Origin of the sequence: Actinospineispora spinosispora DSM 44797 (assembly GCF_000429025.1) — a bacterium.
Classification (GTDB): Bacteria; Actinomycetota; Actinomycetes; order Mycobacteriales; family Pseudonocardiaceae; genus Pseudonocardia; species Pseudonocardia spinosispora.
Genome location: NZ_AUBB01000020.1, coordinates 279,195 through 297,915, shown reverse-complemented (window position 1 = coordinate 297,915; position 18,721 = coordinate 279,195). Strand labels below are relative to the sequence as shown.

The 18,721-nt window shown below is 63.4% G+C and carries 1 protein-coding gene (running past one end of the window); it reads left to right on the top strand.

The window, feature by feature from the left end:
• The first annotated feature begins 38 nt into the window (after positions 1-38).
• A protein-coding gene (locus tag G406_RS45420; protein WP_156934733.1) for a hypothetical protein crosses the window boundary here: on the top strand, positions 39-18,721 show its 5' end (the start). It continues 24,445 nt past the right edge of the window; the window shows 18,683 of its 43,128 coding nt (coding positions 1-18,683); its start codon is at positions 39-41; its stop codon lies beyond the right edge, outside the window.

The window sequence follows — 18,721 nt, the reverse complement described above, 5'->3', positions numbered from 1 at the left end:
TACGCCGTCCGGCCCAGAGGTGAAAGGAGTACGAGGACATGGGAGTTATCGTCGATTTCGATGTGTCGCCGATCTATGCCCTTGGCAACGCTTGGATCACCATGGGCGACACGTTGTACGAACAGAGCAAGGCCATGGGCGATGCGTTCGGCTCGATGGACTGGCACGGCGAAGCGCGTGACGCGGCGAGCAACGTCTGGAGCCCTTCGCAGTTCCTCGGCAAGACCGAGTGGATGGACCTGCACGGCATCTACCAATCGCTGCTGAACAATGCGCAGTCCAGCTACCGAGTCGGTCAAGCTATCCAAAAGTACGCCGAGGAACTGCAAAAAGAAGTAGACAAGCTGAACAAGAACTACCTCGTCGAGCTGCTGACGATGCTGATCGGCCTGCCGGTGGGAATCGCGATCGGTGGCGCGCTGAGCGTGCTCCTCGAGGCAGTGTTCGCCGCGCTGGCCGCGGTGCTCACCGCGTTGGCCGATACGATGGCTGCGCTCGCATCAGTGCTGGTGAACGTCGCACAGATCGCCAAGTTCGCGGGCGAGATCGTTCTGCAGGCCGGCGGCGCGCTGCTGGGTGATCTGTTCACCTCGATCCTGGCGAACACCATCGTGGGATCCCCGGTTCCGCCGATCAACTGGGAGTCAGAAGCACTGAGCATGGGGCTCGGTGGCGCGATGGGTGCGCTCGGCGGCCACTGGGTCGGGAAACCCAATATCTCGAAGCCTAATGTGGCCGGTCTTACCGAGGGCCTCGGTGGTAGGGGAGTCTCACCGACACCCGTTCCGGTAACCGGTTCACCGACCGGCGTCAGTGGCGGCGGTATCAATGTTCGCCCGGTGAACGGCCCGGGCACCGGCCTGCACAGCGAACCGATCGCGACACCGCCGCTGATCCAGGGCAATGCCGGGTCGCACGTGCCCACCCCGACGGCGACGTCGGCGCATCCTGACGTGTCACCCAACGGTGTGACCAACAGTCAGATACCGGGGGCGGTGTCCGAGCATCAGGTACAGCCGGGCCGTCCCGCCGACGGTGCGCCGGTCACCGGCAACGGGGTCGGCCGCGACCCCGCGCCGGTACAGAGCTCGGCTCACGGGTCGGGTGGAGCAGCTGATGCCGGCCGGCCGGGCAATGGGATCGTCGGCGAGAGCGGCTCGACGCCTCCACCGGTGGCGATCCGACCCCGCCCGGAGACCCCGGCGTCGGCTGGTGGGTCCGGTGGGCCCGGCGGAGCTGGGCAGGAGCACATTTCGCAGCCGCCGCCGGCCGGCCGTCCGATTGAGAGCTCGGGTGGTCGTCCTGGTGATGGAGTGCAGCAGCCGGGTGGGCCGGTGGGTGGTCGGCCTGGTGATGGTGTTGCCGGTGGTAATGGTCGGGTGGAGCCGTCGCCGGGGCGGGGTGAGGGTCCGCCGGTGGGTTCGGGTGCTGACCAGGAGCACGCTGTGCAGCCGTCGGTGTCGGGTGGTGGGCCGGAGCGCGTTGCGGTGCCGCCGGCCGGTCGTCTGGTGGAGGGTGCGGGTGGGCCTGGGGGTGGTCGGCCGAGTGAGGTGGTGCAGCAGCCGGGTGGGCCGGTGGGTGGTCGGCCCGGTGGTGCCGTCAGCGAGGGTCATCCGGCGCCGCCGGCACGTGACACCGGCGCGTCCGGGCAATCAGGCATTGTGCAGCCTGGCCGGGAGAAACCGAGTGGTGCATCGGGGCTGGAGCGAGCAGACGGCCGTACGCCCGATGCTGACCGTCGTCCGTCCACCGACTCGACCGATTCGGGATACAACTCCGGTGAGGCGAAGCCTTCGACGCCCACTACCTCAAAATCGGCTACCGAGGGCGGGGGAGACGGCAGGGACCTGACCGGTGCGCCGGGGAAGCAGCCGGACTCGACAGGCTCCGGGTCATCGGACTTGCCGCTGGCCTCGCGACAGCCTCGTCCCGCCGACCCGGCGTCTGGCCAGGGGGTGCGGCCGAGAGAGGGTTCGCCCGAGGGCCGACCAAGTGACCGCAACGCAAATCCGGGTGAGCGCGGTGACAACCGGCAGGCACCGCCGAGGGACCCGGAGGCCGATCAGCCGAAGGACGTGATCTTCAACCGGGATTACGGGGTCGCCACGGAGAAGGCCGACGCCCAGGCCCAGGCAAGTCATCAGCTCGATAAACACAGTTCTCAGATCGAGGAGCAACTGCACCAGGGATATCGGAAGTTCCAAGAGAACGATCTTTTTGGTGGTCGGGGCCTGCCGGAAGGCAGCGAAGGTGCCAAGGCCGCGGCGAAATCCTACCGATCGGACATGTTGGCCGATGTGGTCAACAAGCGTGAGAATCCGACCGAGCAGCATCCGCATGGCGATAAGTCAGATTCCGTCGTCCACGATGTCGTCGACAGCTACGGGAGCAAAGCGGAGTCCTATTACCACAAAGAAGAAGCTCGGCAGCGGTTCGTCGATGAGTACTACCAGAAGGTAGCTGAGTTCAGGCGCGACGTCGACTATCTTGAAGACCACCTTCCCGAGAATTCCGCTGTCCTCAAGCAGTCGGACATCAGATTCGATAAAGAGCTGGACATGTGGGTGCGGAACGAGCATCCAGACGGCGCATATCGGAACATGCGGCTAGATCTCGATCCGATCCAGCAGGCACATGCCCAAGATATGGCGACGCTCAACAAGTCATTCGCCAAGGGTGATAGTGTCAAGAACAACGGGACACACCAGGAACTGATCGATCAACTTCCCGCGAAGCTGGAGAAAATCAACGCTCGGGAAGAAGGTATCAACGAAGTTGTATTCAACTATGATCGGCATGCCCGTGCTGATGGCCCGAACAAGATGTCCGAATCAGCGGCTAAGAGTGGTCGCCAGGATCTGGTAGCGTCCCTGCGTGACCAGCACGACCAGATCAGCGAACAAAACGGCGGAAACGTACGAGATGGTGCGGGTGCCCAGCAGTGGCAGGATGTGCTGACCAAGGAGTACTCCGGGGTCCACGATCGGATACAGTTCGCCAAGTTCAACGAAAACCACCACAAAAATTGGGCAAATTGGGCGTTTGACGACGCGGTGGCAGCGCACGACCCCGGATATTTCGGTGGCAGCAAGCTGGACCGTGACGGTCTTGAACGCGCCGGTGAGCAGTTCAAGGGCAAAGTCGACGCCCAAGCGAAAAAAGAGTGGGCCGAGAGCAAGGGGCTCCAGGACTACGGCAAACTGAAGTCGCAAGCAGCGGACATCTTGGATCGTGAAGCTGATCGCTCCAGAGTGCTACGACGTGCCGGGGATGAACTCCAGCGGATCGTGGGGCATCCGGAAAGTCCGGAACACCTGAAGGTTTCCGACGAGCACCTGACCGCGATCAGTCAAGAGTTTCGTGCCGGGGCCCTCGACGCGTACGAAAAGTCGTTCGGAAATGGCGTGAATAAAGGCGCCTGGCTGGAACATGACGGTACGCATGGCGATCTGTTCAGCGGCGCGTACAAGAACGCAAACGACCGGGTGTCCAATTCCAATACCGTGTCCCCCGGCGGGCTCGAGCGGGCCAAGCCCCACTCATCGGAAGCGCAGGTCACCTCAGACGGTCTGGCCCATCTGAACGATCCGGCTGCGCCGGCTCGACCGGCGACTCCGGCGCAGGAACCGGGGAAGACACCCGCCAAGCTCGATGGTGAAAGACCTGCCCGTGCCGGAAATCCGGCAAGAGCAGAGGGTTCCGGTCACAGTGGACCTGCAGGGCAGCGGCCAGGAGACAGTGCGGTCGAACACTCCGGGACGGGGGGTCCCGGCGAGGTTCAGAGTCAGCTCCAGGTGCCTAGACCTGCTGAGCCGCGACCGGTTGAACCCACCTCGGCCAGCGCGGCGAGCGCATCGCGGTCCGACCAGCCTTCCGCGGAGTCTCAGGCGCACTCCGAGCCGACGTCGGCGAAGGCTGATGCGGGGCAGGAGTCGACCGCGCACAGCCAGGTCACCAACTCGGAACACGGGTACGGTCTCGGGCCTGACTCGGCGGGGCATGAGCAAGTCCAGGTGTCAGGGCCCCATCCGGTCGAGTCGGTGGCCGACTGGGGTAAGCAGCACGACCAGTCCGTTGAATGGAATTGGAAGTATGGGTTGGCGCGTGACGAGGCGGCCGCCCGGATGGCGGCTGCTGATCGGCTGAACAAGAGCGACGACTGGATCAAGGAGACGCTGCGGCGCGTTCACGAAGAACTCATGAGAGAAGTACCATTCGGTGCCCACGGTGTGCCCCTGGACAGCGCCGGGTACCAGGCCGCGGTGAAGGCATTCCGCTCCGACTTGCTGGATGCCGTAGTCGCCAAGCGTGAGACACCGGATAGGTGGCTTCCGCATGGCGATAAGTCGGAGAAGGCATATCACGACGTACTCATCGATTTCCAGGGCAAGGCGGCGGACTATTTTCGCAAGGAGGACATCCGTCAGCAGTACGACCGGAATTTCGTCAGTCAGGTAGCGGCATTCAAGCACGAGACACCACGCTGGAACATGGGTGATGATTTCGAGTCGCCCCGAGCTCCGGAAACCATCCGGTTCGACGAGTCGCTGGGCCAACACGTACTGATGGACCACCCGGATGGGGCGTTCCGAGACAGGACACATGACCTGAGCCCGGTCGAACAGTTGCATGCCAAGGGGAGGGCAGAGCTCGATAACATTCTGGAAAGAGAGGGCGGACTCCAGGACAAGTCCGCCTACCAGCAGCTCTTGGAGGAACTACCCGACGAACTTAACAAGATCAACACTCGCGAGGGTGATATCCAGACCGCTGTGCATCGGTACGACCAGCACATGGCGGGCCTGGACGGTTCGGAACTCCTGCACAGCTGGGATTTCGTGTCGGAGAGCGCGATCGATCGAGGACGCCAGGACCTGGTACGGGATCTGCGTAAGGGTTACGGCGAGCTCCGCGATGGTGCGTGGCGAACCTTGCTGAACAAGGAAGCGGCACACGTCTCGGAGCGGTTTCAGCTTGCCAAACTCGCCGACGAGGTGCACACCGTCGGACGCGAGATGTTCGACGACGCTCTCGCCGCGCATGACCCTGGACCTTTTGGTTTCAACAAGCTTGACCAGGACAGTATCGACCGGGTTGGCGCGCAGTGGAGAAAAATCCTGGACGGTGTCGCCATCCGGCGGTGGGCTGGCACCGACGACCTGCCGAGTACTGTGGAGCAGCATTTTGCGGCGTTGAAGCCTGGGCCCGCCCGATTGCTGCAACAGGAAGCTGTGCGTACCGGGGTGGTGCGCGGAGCGGGCGATGACATTCAGCGGATCATCGGGCATCGCTCCGATCCGGATCGGTTGAACGTTGCCGATGACCATCGGGACGCGATAGAACAGGGCCTCCGCACCAAGGCCGTCTTTGAGCACGACAAGATATTCGGGGACGGCACCCTCGATCGGCATGCCTGGCTCGAGCACGATTCGACACATGGTGATCTGTTCGGCTCGGCAATCAAGGCGGCAGACGAGCGGCCCTACGTTCCTAGAAGGACAGAACCGACACCGGAGGACAAGCCGGCGCGCGCTCCAGTCGCGCTCGACGAGCGTCCCGCTGAACCACACACCGGCCAGGACAAACCGGCCGTCGAACCGGGCCGTCCGACCACGCCCGACACTCCGGCCGCGGCGAAAGACTCGGCCGCTGCGAAGAGCTCGGAGTCGGCAAATGCCAGCGCGGGCGAACTCGCGACGACGCACCCAGCACCGCGGCGACCTGAACGTATCGGACAGAACACCGCTGATGAGACGAAGCAGCAATCCGGTCGCGGTAGTGAGGTGGAGGCCGGAAATGGCCAGCAGCTGAAGGTTCCGGTCGAGCAGCGACCGGCCGGTTCCACCTCGAGTGGCGCGGTCAAGCAAACCGAACCGGTGTCGGCGAAGGCCGACGTCGGACAGCGCTCCGCTGCTCAGCAGCGACCGACCGGCCAAAACTCCACCGAGCTGAGTTCGACGCCGGTGCGTGGGCCCAGCGCTGGTGGCCAGGATCTGGTCGGTTCAGGTCCGGGCCTGACGGCCGCGGCTGGTAGCGGCGTTGTTGTCGGACTGAGCGGCGTTGCGGATCAAGAGACGGACTCCGACCAGAGCAGTGGGCCGTCGCTCGGGCAACCGGCCGGTGTCATCTCGGCCGGCCCGGTCGAGTCCGCGGGCTCTACCGATCAGGCGGCCGGCGCGCCGGCACAGTCTGGCGTGACGGCACCGAACATCGAGGCCGGACACCAGTCCGCGGCCGGCGACCCCGACACGGTGTCCGAGATCAAGCATGGCGACGTCGAGAGCAGTACGTCCTCGCAGAGAGCGGTGAGCGGCAGCGACAGCCACCACGACAACGGCGTTGAGCACAGTAGCGTCACGTCGCACGAGACGTCCGGTCTTGTCGACCACTCGGTGTTGGCCTCCCACGGCGGGCCGTCGAAGGAAGCCACCTGGGACCAGACATATACGAACCTGCGTACGCAGCTTGATGGCCAGCTGAGCGCCGGCGCGCAGCTGACCAAGAACGACAACCTGGTGCAGGAAGCGCTGCAGCGGGCGTACCGACGGTTCCAGCACAACGACCAGTACGGTGGCCGAGGTCTGCCCGAGGGCAGCGACGGCTTCAACGCCGTCACGCAAGAATTCCGATCGGACCTTCTCGATGCGCTCACCAAGAGGCGCGAGACGCCGACCTGGATGAATCCGCGAGGACTTGGTGACAAATCCGAGATCGGATTTCAAGATACCCTCGACAGTTTCTCCAGGAAAGCCGAGTCATACTTTCACAAGGAAGAGATTCGGCAGTCGTTCGAGACAGCATTCAAAGCCAAAGCAAAGCAATTCCTGCGCGACCTACCGTACCTCGACGATCACCTGTCCGGCGATTCTCTGGTGTTTCACGCTCCGGGCGCGGTGAAGTTCGACGAGTCGCTGGGTCTCTATGTGCTCACAGAGCACCCGGATGGGCCGTTCCGGGACAAGTCGCACGATCTCAGCCTGATCGAGCAAGAATTCGCCAAGCGCAGGGCTCAGCTCAACAAAATCCTCAGGGAGGACGCCGGCGTCCTCCAACGGGGTTCGCAACGTGTGCTCGTCGACGGCATCCCCGAGGCGCTGAACAGGCTGAACCATCGGGAGAGCGCTGTCAAGACCGTCCTGGAGGCGTACGACCGTCACATTGCGGGACTGGATTACGGCAGGGTTCCCCAGGCGGCCGCCGAGCTTGGCCGCCGAGAACTTGCGCGGGATCTGCGTAAACAATACGGGGAGAATCTCGACGGTAAGGAGTGGCGGAACCTACTGGCGAAGGCGACCGACAACATTCCGAACCGGGTGCAGTTCGCCACATTCGCCAACGGGCTGCAGTCATACGGGAAGTGGGCTTTCGACGACGCCGTGGCAGTGCACGACAACGGACCCTTCGGTGGAAGCAAGCTGGACCACGACGGTATCGAGCGGGCCGGCGAGCAGTTCAGCAGAAATATAGTCGAGAATGCGCGGCGGAGCTGGCCGGCCAATACCGAGAGCCCGGATTTTGCCGGGCTGAAATCCTCTGCTGCCGCGTTGTTGATGCAGGAAGCTGACCGCGCCCGAGTGCTCCGGGGTGCTGGGCAAGACCTGCATCGGATCGTCGGGCATTCCGACGATCCGAATCGCCGGGTGCTGGCCGAAGACCACCTGGCAGCGATCAGTGCGAACTTTCGGCAGAAGACGGTCATCGAGCACGACAAGATTTTCGGCGACGGCACACTCGATCAGCAAGCCTGGTTGGCGCACGACGCTGGGCGCGGTGACCTATTCACGGCAGCAGTCGAGAAGGCGAACAAGCAGCCGTTCGTCCCGGAAGAGGCGCAACCACGGCAGACGGACCAGCAGGGCGCGAACCAGGCACTAGCGGACGAGCGTCCCACTGAGCTCGACCAGGGCAGTTCGGCCACACCAGCGGCCCCGGTCACACCAGCGACCCCGGTTGCGCCGAAGCAGCCGGTTGCGCCGGAAGAACTGGAACACACACCGACGAAGGACGCCGACTGGGATAGCGCGTATCGGCGGCTGCAGGGTGAGGTCAACGGCCGGCTGACGGCGGCCGATCGACTGAACAAGGACAACGGCCGGCTGCAGGCGGAGTTGCAGCAGGGATACGAGAGCTTCAAGCATGCTCATCTCGGCGGACGAGATCTGCCGGGTGGCATCGCTGGTTTCGCGACCGCCGCGAAGGAATTCCAGTCGGCTGTGTTGGATGCGCTGGTCACAAGGCGTGAAACACCGGCCAGATTCCAGCCGGAGGGAGACAAGTCCGACGAGGGCTTCCGGGATGTTCTGGACAGCTTTGTCGGCAAGGCCGAGGGCTATTTCGCCAAGGAGCACATCCGGCAGCAGTTCGACAAAAAGTTCACCGAATCCGCAGCGGAGCTCAAGCAGCAGATGCCGTTGTGGAATTTGGGTGGCGACCTGCATCGAGCACCGGAGTCGGTTCGGCTTGATGAGTCCTTGGGCCTGTATGTGCTCAAGGATCACCCCGACGGGCCGTTCCGGGACAAATCGCACGACCTGAGCCCGATCGAGCAGGAACGTGCCCAGCGCAGGGGCCAGCTCAACAAGATCCTGACCAAGGTCGACGGTCTCCACAACACCGCCGCGCATCAGCGGCTGCTGGACAGCCTTCCTGATGACCTGGGCAAGCTGAACACCCGAGAAGGCGATATCACCACCGCCGCACAGGACTATGACCAGCACACTGCCGGTCTGGACGCATCGGAGATGATCTCCCCGGCCGCGATCGATCGGGGGCGCAAGGACCTGGTCCGGGACCTCCGTCAGGCGCACGGCGAAATACGCGGCGGTGCAGGTGGGCGAGCGTGGCGAGACTTCCTCGCCGGGCAGCACGCAGGAATCGCGGACCGGGTGGAGTTCGCCAAGTTCGCCGACGAGCTGCAGACCTCCGGGAATTCGCGGCTCGCGGCCGCGGTTGCCGCGCACGACCCTGGGGTCTTCGGTGGCGGCCGGTTGGATCAGCACAGCATCGAGCGGGTCGGCGAGCAGTGGAAGAAGATCGTCGACGACGTGGCGAAGCAGCGTTGGGCCGGCGTGGAAAATGTGCCAGGCGTCATTGGTGCGCATTTCGGATCAGGGCCCTCGGGGTTGTTGCAGCAGGAGGCCGACCGCGACAGAGCGGTGCGGGCCGCCGGTGAGGACTTCCATCGGATCGTCGGGCACACCGACGATCCGAATCGGCTGGATGTGACCCCTGAGCAGTTCGCCGCGGTAGGCGAGGACTTCCGGCAGAAGACCGTCGTCGCGTACGACACACTGCTGGGGGACGGCACGCTCGATCGGCAGGCGTGGCTCGAACACGACACTGGGGCCGGCGATCTGTTCGGTACCGCGGTCAGGCGGGCAGATGAGCGGCCGTTCATCCCACGGCCCGCGCCCGCCGGCACGACAGAGCACGACCTGCCTGGCCACAATTCCGGTGTCGAGCCTCTGGTCGTGTCCGACCAGCGGGCACCCGGCTCGGCGGCCGAGCAGGAAAGCTCTGCCGAGTCGAAGGCTTCGGAGTCGACGAGCTCCGATTCCACACCCGTCCCCGCGGCGCGGGCCACTGTTCCAGCGGGATTGGTCGACGCTCTGCCACCGGTGCTGACCGTGCTGTCCCAGACCGGGGCCAGCCCCGCGGAGACCATCCTGGTCAATGACGTGCGGTCCTGGTTGGCCGGGCCGGCCCGGTCGGGCACTGCCGACGGGGCGGTAGCCAACCTGCTGGACCACACCTGGCTGGCGGCCTCGGACCGGCTGGATCGGGAATCGGACTGGTCCCAGCAGCACACCGAGCGGCTGACCACGGCGCGCGCGGCGATCGATGCATTCCGCGCTGACCTGGGGATGGGACCCTCGGCAATGACCGCCTCGGACGCGCCGCCGGTCACTGCTCCGGTGTCGAGCTCCGCGCACGCTGCTGACCGCATGAACCAGATGCAGCTGATCCACCTGACCGGGCAGCGCCCGACCGATATCACCTCAAGTGCCGCGGTGAACTACCTGGAATCGGGCGCCGCCACTGCAGACACGGCGATGCTGTCTGGGCCGGTTTCGTCGAAGGCGGACACCGGGCAGGAGTCCGCGGTTGAGGGTCAGCTGGTTCCGATGCCGCAGTCGGAGTCGACGGCGTTATCGGCGATCGACCCGGCCTGGGGCGGTTACGGCATGGTGGCGCCTGATCAGCAGCTGTCGTCGGGGCAGGAGCATGCTGATCTGGAGCAGCCGGCCGAGAGCTGGGAATTGAGCTATCTTACCAGAAAAGCGTATTCCCGGACTGGGCTCTTCATTGATGATGGGCCGGCGGGTGCGCGGATTGGGGCCGCGCTGGCCGGGAGGCAAAATCTCCTTGTGGTTCAGGTTGCGAAGAAGAACTTCGTCGTGTTTGTGCCCGGGCAGACAGGCGAGAATAGAAGTCTTTTCGGGGCTGAAGAGTTTGCTAGGTATAGTCACCCGGACGCGACGTTTTTCGCCTCGGTGGCTTCCTGGAGGGATAGCGATAGTCCGTCTAACAGCCTCGTCGTGCAGGGGTTGGCTGTTCCGGTAGTCGTCGTGGACGGCGACCGCCAGAATCCTGACGAGCTGGCCGATGCCATCACGGACGTCTGGCAGAATCGGCTCTGGCAGGCAGGCAATAACGAATCGATGTCTTCTAGGATCGGTAGTGTATTCTCGAGCGACGCCGGATACATGGTTTCTCCGGCCTCGCGAAATTCGTCAATTGTCAGCTCTGCCGATCGATCGCTCCGGCCATCGGACACGACGAACATTATTCGGGTACAGGTCCCGCAACATGGACTGTACGAGTTCTTGCGAGATGCAAACATCGGAGATTTCGAGCCCGCTAAGCGGTCTCTAGAGCGCGGCCTGAAGCTTGCTGACAAAATTAGAGACGCCCTTGTCGGTCCTGTTCTTGGCGCTGAGAAGGTCACGCCAGGATGGAGTGCCATATTCAACTCGCTGGAAGGTGTCGCGGCCTTCCGGGGGCGTATTGCGGACAAGTACCTGAGCGCAGCGGCGGCGATTCTCGGGGAGAGAGCGCAAGTTCTGAACCGAGAGTGGTACTCCGAATACATCCCTGTTCAGGGGATGGGCGCTACGGCTCTTCCGCCGGAAGTTCGCAAGTTTCTCAGGGAACATCAGGCCAGCGTGTTCAGTGAATTCGACGCCAGCTTCGACGAAATATTCAGTCCGGCTGGTCATGCGCGGGTGGCCCAACATACTGTTCAGGCGTCCGCTGTGGCATTGACCGCTGCGAATAGCCGCGCTGCCTCGATGGCCGAGGAGGTAGCCTGGGCCAACGGGCTGGTTGCTGCGCTCCCGGAAAGTCAACAAACGCAGCAGGTGCTTCAGGATAATGCCGACGCCAATGTGGAACTTGCATACGTCCAGGCCCACGCCGCCGAGGCCGGGGCTGTCGCCACTACTGCCGAGACCGTCGCCGCCGCCGCGGAGTCTGACCGGTTGACGTTGGCCAAGATCGCGGAGATCGAGGCAGCGCTGCGGGAAATGATTCGCTGGGGGGCTGGGGTCAGTTGGTTCAATCTTAATTGGCTGGATGTCGTTGCGGTGTTGGCCCGCGAGGCCGGCGACTATGCCCAGGCGCAGCGCGATATTCGACGTGCTGGCGCGTTGAACACTATGATGCCCAACGGTGGTTACGGTAGTCCAGTCACCGTCGAAGAGTATCGTAATACCGAGTTGATCGGGCCGGACCTGGGTGAGATGGCGACCCAGAGTCCGCTTGCACGTCCTGGGGCAGGAGTGCTGATCAGGAAGCTTGAATTGCCAGGGAGTAGCTGGGAGAAGAAGCGCGAGAATCTCCACAAAATTAATGATGCGCTGGTGAACTCGCGGAAGCGGGCGCAGCTGATAGTCCAGTCTCCGCACACTTCCCTGGGTAATGCATTCTCTATGATTCGGGAGAATGCGACGGTCAAGGCGCTAGTGCCGCTACTGGATGTGGTGGCCGGCTTGCCCGGCGAGCACACCTCGGAAATGGATCAAGTAGGGTCGGCGTTGGCTCATCTCGCGGTTAATGGCGAGATGTCGAATGACACGGTCCAGGTGTTGAGCGACGTGTGGCAGCGTGCATCCGAACTGTTGGGTGCGAAATCGGGTTGGAGCATCCAGCATGTCGTGGTGATGCACACCGCTATGGTGGCGTTGCAAAAACTGCAGGGCGAGCCGGGAACCGCGGGTGCATCTGTCACGCTTGGCAACGAGTTGTTCTTGCCGCATACGGCGGGGCCGCATTCGACGAAGCAGCTGGTAGCTATTGCGGACAATGCATTTGCAAAGTATGGGCATCGTTCTGATCCAGATTTGTGTGTGGTGTTGCAGGGGGCTGTTGGTCAAGGGTTGTATCCGGCGGGTTTGCCCGCTGGTGTGTCGGTGGACGATTTTGTGGTGGACACGGGTGGTATCCGTGGTCGGGTTGCGCCGGGTGCGGTGTGGGTCCCGGCAGGGAGTTGGGCTGCGCTTGAGCGGTCGTTGTTGGGTGGTTCTCACGCGCCGAGGGTGGGTTGGTCGGCGCAGGTATTGTTGGATCGGCCGACTCGTATTGGCCATGCGATATGGCTGTATCGTTCAAGTGACGCCGGCGTGGTTGCGATTGATCCGCAGCGTGCGGCGGGTGACCGCGTCGTTCCGATTCGTCGTTTGCTGGATGATCCGGCGTATGCGGGGACCTTGCTTGCGGTGACGCGAAATTCCGTCGGCACGGTGGTCGAGGCTGGCTGGCAGGCGTCGGGCACAGCGGATGCGCATGGCCAGCTGGTTCCGGAGCCGCAGTCGGAGTCGACGGCGAAATCGGGGGCCGACCCGGCCCGGGCCGGCTACGGCCAGGCCACGCCCCATGGGGAGGCCACCGAACCTGCGTACTCGGCATTCCTGGACGCTGAGCCGAGGTCGGTGGACGTCAGCAGCGTCAGCAGTGGTGACCGCGGTAGCCAATTGCTGGACGATGTGTCGTCGCTGCACGAGGGCTCTGTGATCTCTCCGGCCGATGCGAGGCAGGACGCCAGTGCGTCGTTGACGTCGTCGGAGCAGCGGAATGCTGGGTACGAGACCGCGGCACAGCAGGACAACCTCACTCTGGACGGCCTGGACCAGACGGCGGTCGACCATGACCGGAGCGAGGCAGCGCAGTCCGAGTCGGATGTGCCGTCCGGGCTGGTCGCGGCTGCCGTCACTGCACTGAGGCCGTTCGTGGATGTGGTGAATCGGCTGGCCGGAGAGGACGTCGAGGTCACTCAACAGGCCGCGTCGGCCGTGGATCGGCTGATGCGCCACGAGGGATCCGCCGACACGGTGCAGACGTTGAGCGATATGTGGTGGCTTGTGTCTGACTGGTTGGGCGATGAGTCGGGCTGGAGCCCCGAGGATGCCGCGCTGATGCATGCCGCGGCGGCCGCGCTGGAGACACTGCACGGAGAGCAGAACGAGTGGCGGTCGGCGGGCCAGCCGGAAAGTGCGCAGTCGAGTGCCGTCAACCTGGGCCCCCAGCCGTTGCCAGCCGAAGACGCAGGTTACTGGTTGCAGCGGCTGGAGGATGACAACGCTGAGTACGAGAGGGCGGCGCGGCAGGGCGCCGTCGGTCTGGACAACGCGGTTCAGCAGAGCGCCGGTGACGACGCGCTGAGCGAGTCCAGCCATGCGGACCAGTCCGACTCGAGTGTGGTGATGAACGAGCAGGAGCTGCATGAGTACTCGGAGCTGCTCGCGTCGGCGAGTGCTGCGCTAGACCGGTTGCGGCATACCTCGCCCTCGGAACAGGAGCAACAGCCGACTCAAGGCGACGAGGAGTTCGAGCACACGCCACTGGGTGTGCAGACCGATCATGAGCCGGCCACCTCGCGGCACCTGGCCGGTGAGGACACCACAGCCACAGTGCCACCTGGGACGGAGACCGCGCCGGTTGGCCAGCAGACGAAGCCCGGTCAACAGACGGCTGCGCCGCCCGATGCGATTCAGACCGTGTTCGCGTCCTATCTGGCCAGCAACCCGGCGCGTGCTGCGGTCCACGCGGCCGCCTCGGGTCAGCTCGACGGCGTGAACATGGAGGCGCTCGAACCCACGGACATCATCAGGTTCAAGGACGCCGTTGCCCACCAGTCTGATGAGACCGACGTCGAGCCGGTTGGCCGGCGCGGCAACGTGCGCACCGATCTACAGCCGATGCAGTACTACATCGAGTCGTCCGACACGGTCACTCTGACTCCACGGGGTAACAGCGCGGTCGCCGGGCTGCTCCGGATCGCCGATCAGCAGCCGATCCAGGTCGTGGTGCACGACGCCGCGCTGGCCACCACACTCAACGGGTTGGGGCGGGAACTAGCGGCCCACCCAGACCTGACGAAACACCTGACGGCGCTGTTGTCCGAGGTCGGTCGCGGGCGCGAGGCAGGATATTCCCACGTCGTCGGCTACCAGATCGGCGGTGGTCGGTGGTGGTCGCTGTTCAGCCTTCGTCCGACCGTGCGACCGGTACTGGGCAACTCGCCGCTGCTGGAACTGTTGGTGAGCCATCCGAACCTGACTCTGATAGACGGCGACGCGAACCTGGTCGGCGGTCACGGAGCCAAGGCGACGCCGGTCCAGCAGTACAGTGTCGGCGCGCAGCACAATAGGATTCGCCGGAGCGTGAAGGGGAATTCAACCGGACATTACGTCGACGATGTGTGGCAGTTGGCCGGAAAACCCAAGACTAGTCCCGCGGTGGTCTCCGACGATCGGCTGGAATCGTTTGTCGGGCCTGAGCGTATCGAGAAGTACGGACTGCTTGGTGCGGTCGACCACGTCATGCCTATCAAGCTGTCGGATGATTTCCTGGTTGATGGCCTCGTGAGGAATATGAGTGGCGATCTCTCCGCGCGGGAGATCGCGGAACTTCGGCCGGTGCTCGCTCGGAAGTTGCAGTTGAAGGCGCTCGAACCGGTGTTGTCCTCGTTGAGTCGCGAACCTGACTCCATTCACGTGGATACGTCGACTTTGAGCGGCGACATCAAATATGGATCAATTGCGACCAATGTGCGACCCGACTCTCTTCAAAGGGCGTACCCAGCGTTCGAATTCACCGATGGTGCCGCTGGCTCGGCTACTATAGGTGATTTCGATGAAAAGATGGAACGTACGCTTTTCGGAGGGCACGCAATCGCCAGATTGCATAGGATCGGTCTCCGGTACGGGCCGAGGTTCGTTCGTGACCGATTCCAGTCGGTTGCGATGAGCGTCCGGGTGCAGGCTGATTCGCGGAGCAGGACCAAGGAGCCTGGTTCGGCTCTGCTGATCGACGCGACCATGTGGTTCGATCTCTCCGGACTGAAGCGCATCGTGCCCGACCCATTGGGCGCGGACGTACGATTTTCGCAACCGCTGACCTCGGTGATGTTGCCTGACGTTCCTGTGGTGATGCCCCGCGACGAGGTGCCGAGTCACCGTGTTCCGGTGGCCAAGCACCTGCTGCCGCCGGCGCGGATTACCCAGACCATGGCTGCGGGTGTCAACGATGTGGTGCTGGATCTGCACGCACTCGACGATCACGGGCATCCGGATCGTCAAGGGGTACCCGCGCTCTTGGCGCAGCACACCGCCGTGGCATGGGGGCAGCAGCAGTTCGGCGAGAAATGGCCTCAGGTGCAGGCGGAGATCGAGGCACATCTGAGCCTCACCGTCGTGCAATCCGAGCTGAAGGCGCTCAGCGGCGGTGACCACTATGACATTCCGCTGACCAGCGGCTTGGGCGCTATACGGATCACCGGGATGATCCAACAGCTCAGTCACCTACGCACTATCTCCAACGATGACATATTTGCCAGAATTGACGTGACCAGGGTGGTCAATTCAGGGTCGCGGCAGATCAACCGAAACCAGATACAGGGAAGTGTGGGCGGACGACCGGAAGAGGCTTTCGGTCTCGGTGTCTCGGCCACCGGAGAGTTCAGTCAGCAGAAATCCGAGGGCGACCCCTCGTCGTTCACCCACGGCCTTGGGCTACGCATGGTGATCGAGACCGCGGTCTTCGACGGTGTGGCTCGGTTGTTCTTCGAACATTTACCAGAGCGATCGAGCGAGAACTCGGCGGAGTCATCGACCAAGTCAACTCCTGGTTCGGCCTTGGTAGGTATAAAGTTGAAGACCGAGGCCGCCGAAGGTGTGGCGGTATCGGCTCCGGAAATATGGCGGGCTTCTTCAGACACGACCGTGCCGAGGCGAATGGAGGCGCCGGCGTTGGCGGCGGGCACGAAGGCCTGGCGTCCGAAACTTGGGTCCTGGCGTGGTCGGAATCCGTCCATCGTGGGCCTGCCTCGTCATTCGCTGGTGCTCCAGGTGATGCTGGGTGAGGACAAGGTCCCCGGTCAGGGACACTCGCAGGGATTTTGGCAGGGAACAGAGGGTGCCGGGCGGGCCGCGTTCGGCGATGGCTGGGACCGGGGACTCAGCGGTGTGGTGCGAGACACGTTCGGTGTGCTCAGACTCGGTGCGTCGCTGCCAGACCTGACACGAGGAGGCGCGCTCAAGACCCCGATTATTCGGGAACACGACCTTGACTCGCCGCGATTGTCGAAGACGAAACGCATACTCAAGCTGGCCAATCGGCCCTTCTCATTGTTGAAGCAGACGCTGACGTCGGCGAAGAGCCGTCCGGTGAATGCGCAACGCTCCGGCCCTGACCTCAGTACCACTCAGGTAACAGGAACTGCTGAGCTGAAAAATGTTCAGTTCGTTCGGAGCCTTGACAAGGCCCAACTGCATATGGTGAACAGTCTCAGCGAAGGCATGTCCGAGGCGGAAATGTCCTGGTTCGGGGCTGGGGTGAACCTTCCGCATATCAGTTCGGTGGGCGCGGTTGGTGATTCGCTGGTCGAGGGCGGGGTGTCCGAGCTGTCCGGGGCCGGCGGTGCACAGCTGGTCGAGGGTGGACTGTCGGATGCCTCGGCAGGGCACTCGATCAGTATCCGTAAGGGAACCGGAATCGGTGAGACCGCCAACTCGATCGCCTACCTCAAGTACTTGGAGCCCATGGCGATATTCATCGCCGAAGCTGAGCTGACGCAGCAATTTACCGCTACGGGTACGGACACTCCGCTGGCCCGCAAAATCCGCTTTGTCGTCGCCGTACCTAAAACCGCGCTCGAAGAGTATGAAGTGCCGGAAGGGCCGGCCAGACAGCAGACGATCGACCTCACCCAACGAGCCAAGGCTGCCGCAACGCCAGAAGCATCGGTACCGTCCATGGCGGCGATTACCGCGGCCGATGAGTGGGCGGCATCCACTGTCGTGGCAGTGGACGAGTGGGCGGCGTCCGTGGTCGCCGGCGCCGAGGAGTGGGCAGCGTCGGTCACCCCGGACGGGCCGAGGAAGGTGGGGGTATCCGGCGCCGACGCCTCCGCGCTGAGCGCGGCTCCCGCATCCCGGAGTGCCGCGGCCGACACAGCGGCCGATCAGAGCGCAATCGAGGACACCCCCGCGGCGACGCCCACAACAGAACAGGCACTGGTCACCGCACCGGTCGCCAAGCAGACAGCTGGTGACGGGGGCCTGGCGGTCGGTGGCGAGGCGGTGACCAGTGAGGCAATTCCCGCGGGGGAGCTGGAGTTCGCCCCGCCGCTTCGGATGTCTGAGCATGGCCGGTTCGGCGCCATGGATGTCGTGATGCCTTTCGATGATCCTGATTTCTTGATCATCGCGTTGCGCGAACGTCTTTCGGATGCACCGGCTGCGGCATTCGCCGGCCGCTGGGTGGAGATCGAAAATCAGGTGACGGCGTCGTTCGGTGGCGGCACGTTGCTTCCGCAGCTGACCGGGCTGACCGCGGGTCGTACCGTGTCGCAGAAGATCACGGCCGGGTCCACCAAAGCCAAGATCACCATTTATTCGGCGCAGGCTACGATGACCGAGTTCCTGCGACTGCACCCGACTGTAGAATTTGATACGGGACGCGATCTCTCTTATCAAGCTGGTGAGCGTGGCTTCGTCTGGCACCACAGCCAGTACCGGGTGGCGGCCACGGCTCCAGCGATCACGGCAGAATTGGGTGTGCCGACGCCGGTATCCGGCTCTTTCCATCCGATTGTCGGCCAAGACTTGGTCACGGTAAAAAATCAGTATTCCCGGAACCAGAACAGTATTACCTCCGGCAAGGTCAAGGTGATTGAGCCGGGCGCCTTCTATGTCGGCCATTTTGTGACTTACGTTCAAATCGAATACTACGGCAAGCGCCCAACTGAGCTACTTGCTCCGATGGGGAGCGGGGAGTTCATTTTCCCGGCCCGTGATCTGCCGGTTCACCCGGCGCTTGACGCAAGTCATCAGCCGGACAAGATCTTCGCGGTACCGGCACGGATAGCGCAGTCCAGAAGGCTTGGCGACAGCGACGTCGTGGTGGATGTGTCGCCACAGGTGACACTCGGAAGAACTGGTTCAGCGGCAGCGGATTCATTGACCGAGAGCCGGCGTCCCCCAGTAGGGCTGAACCTCGATGCCCTCGACGAACGGGGGAGCGATCTCTTCGGCCGTCGCTGGAACAAGGTCAAGGCCAAGTTGGCGGACAACGTTCGGCCATTTGATGTGCTGCATCGCTTCGAAGGAATGGTCGCCGGTGAAGCGTGGGAGATCAGCCTGGGCCGTGGCGATAAAGTCTTCGTCACCGCGGCTATCGACGAGATGGAGCATCAGGCCAACAACAAGGACACAGAGTTCAC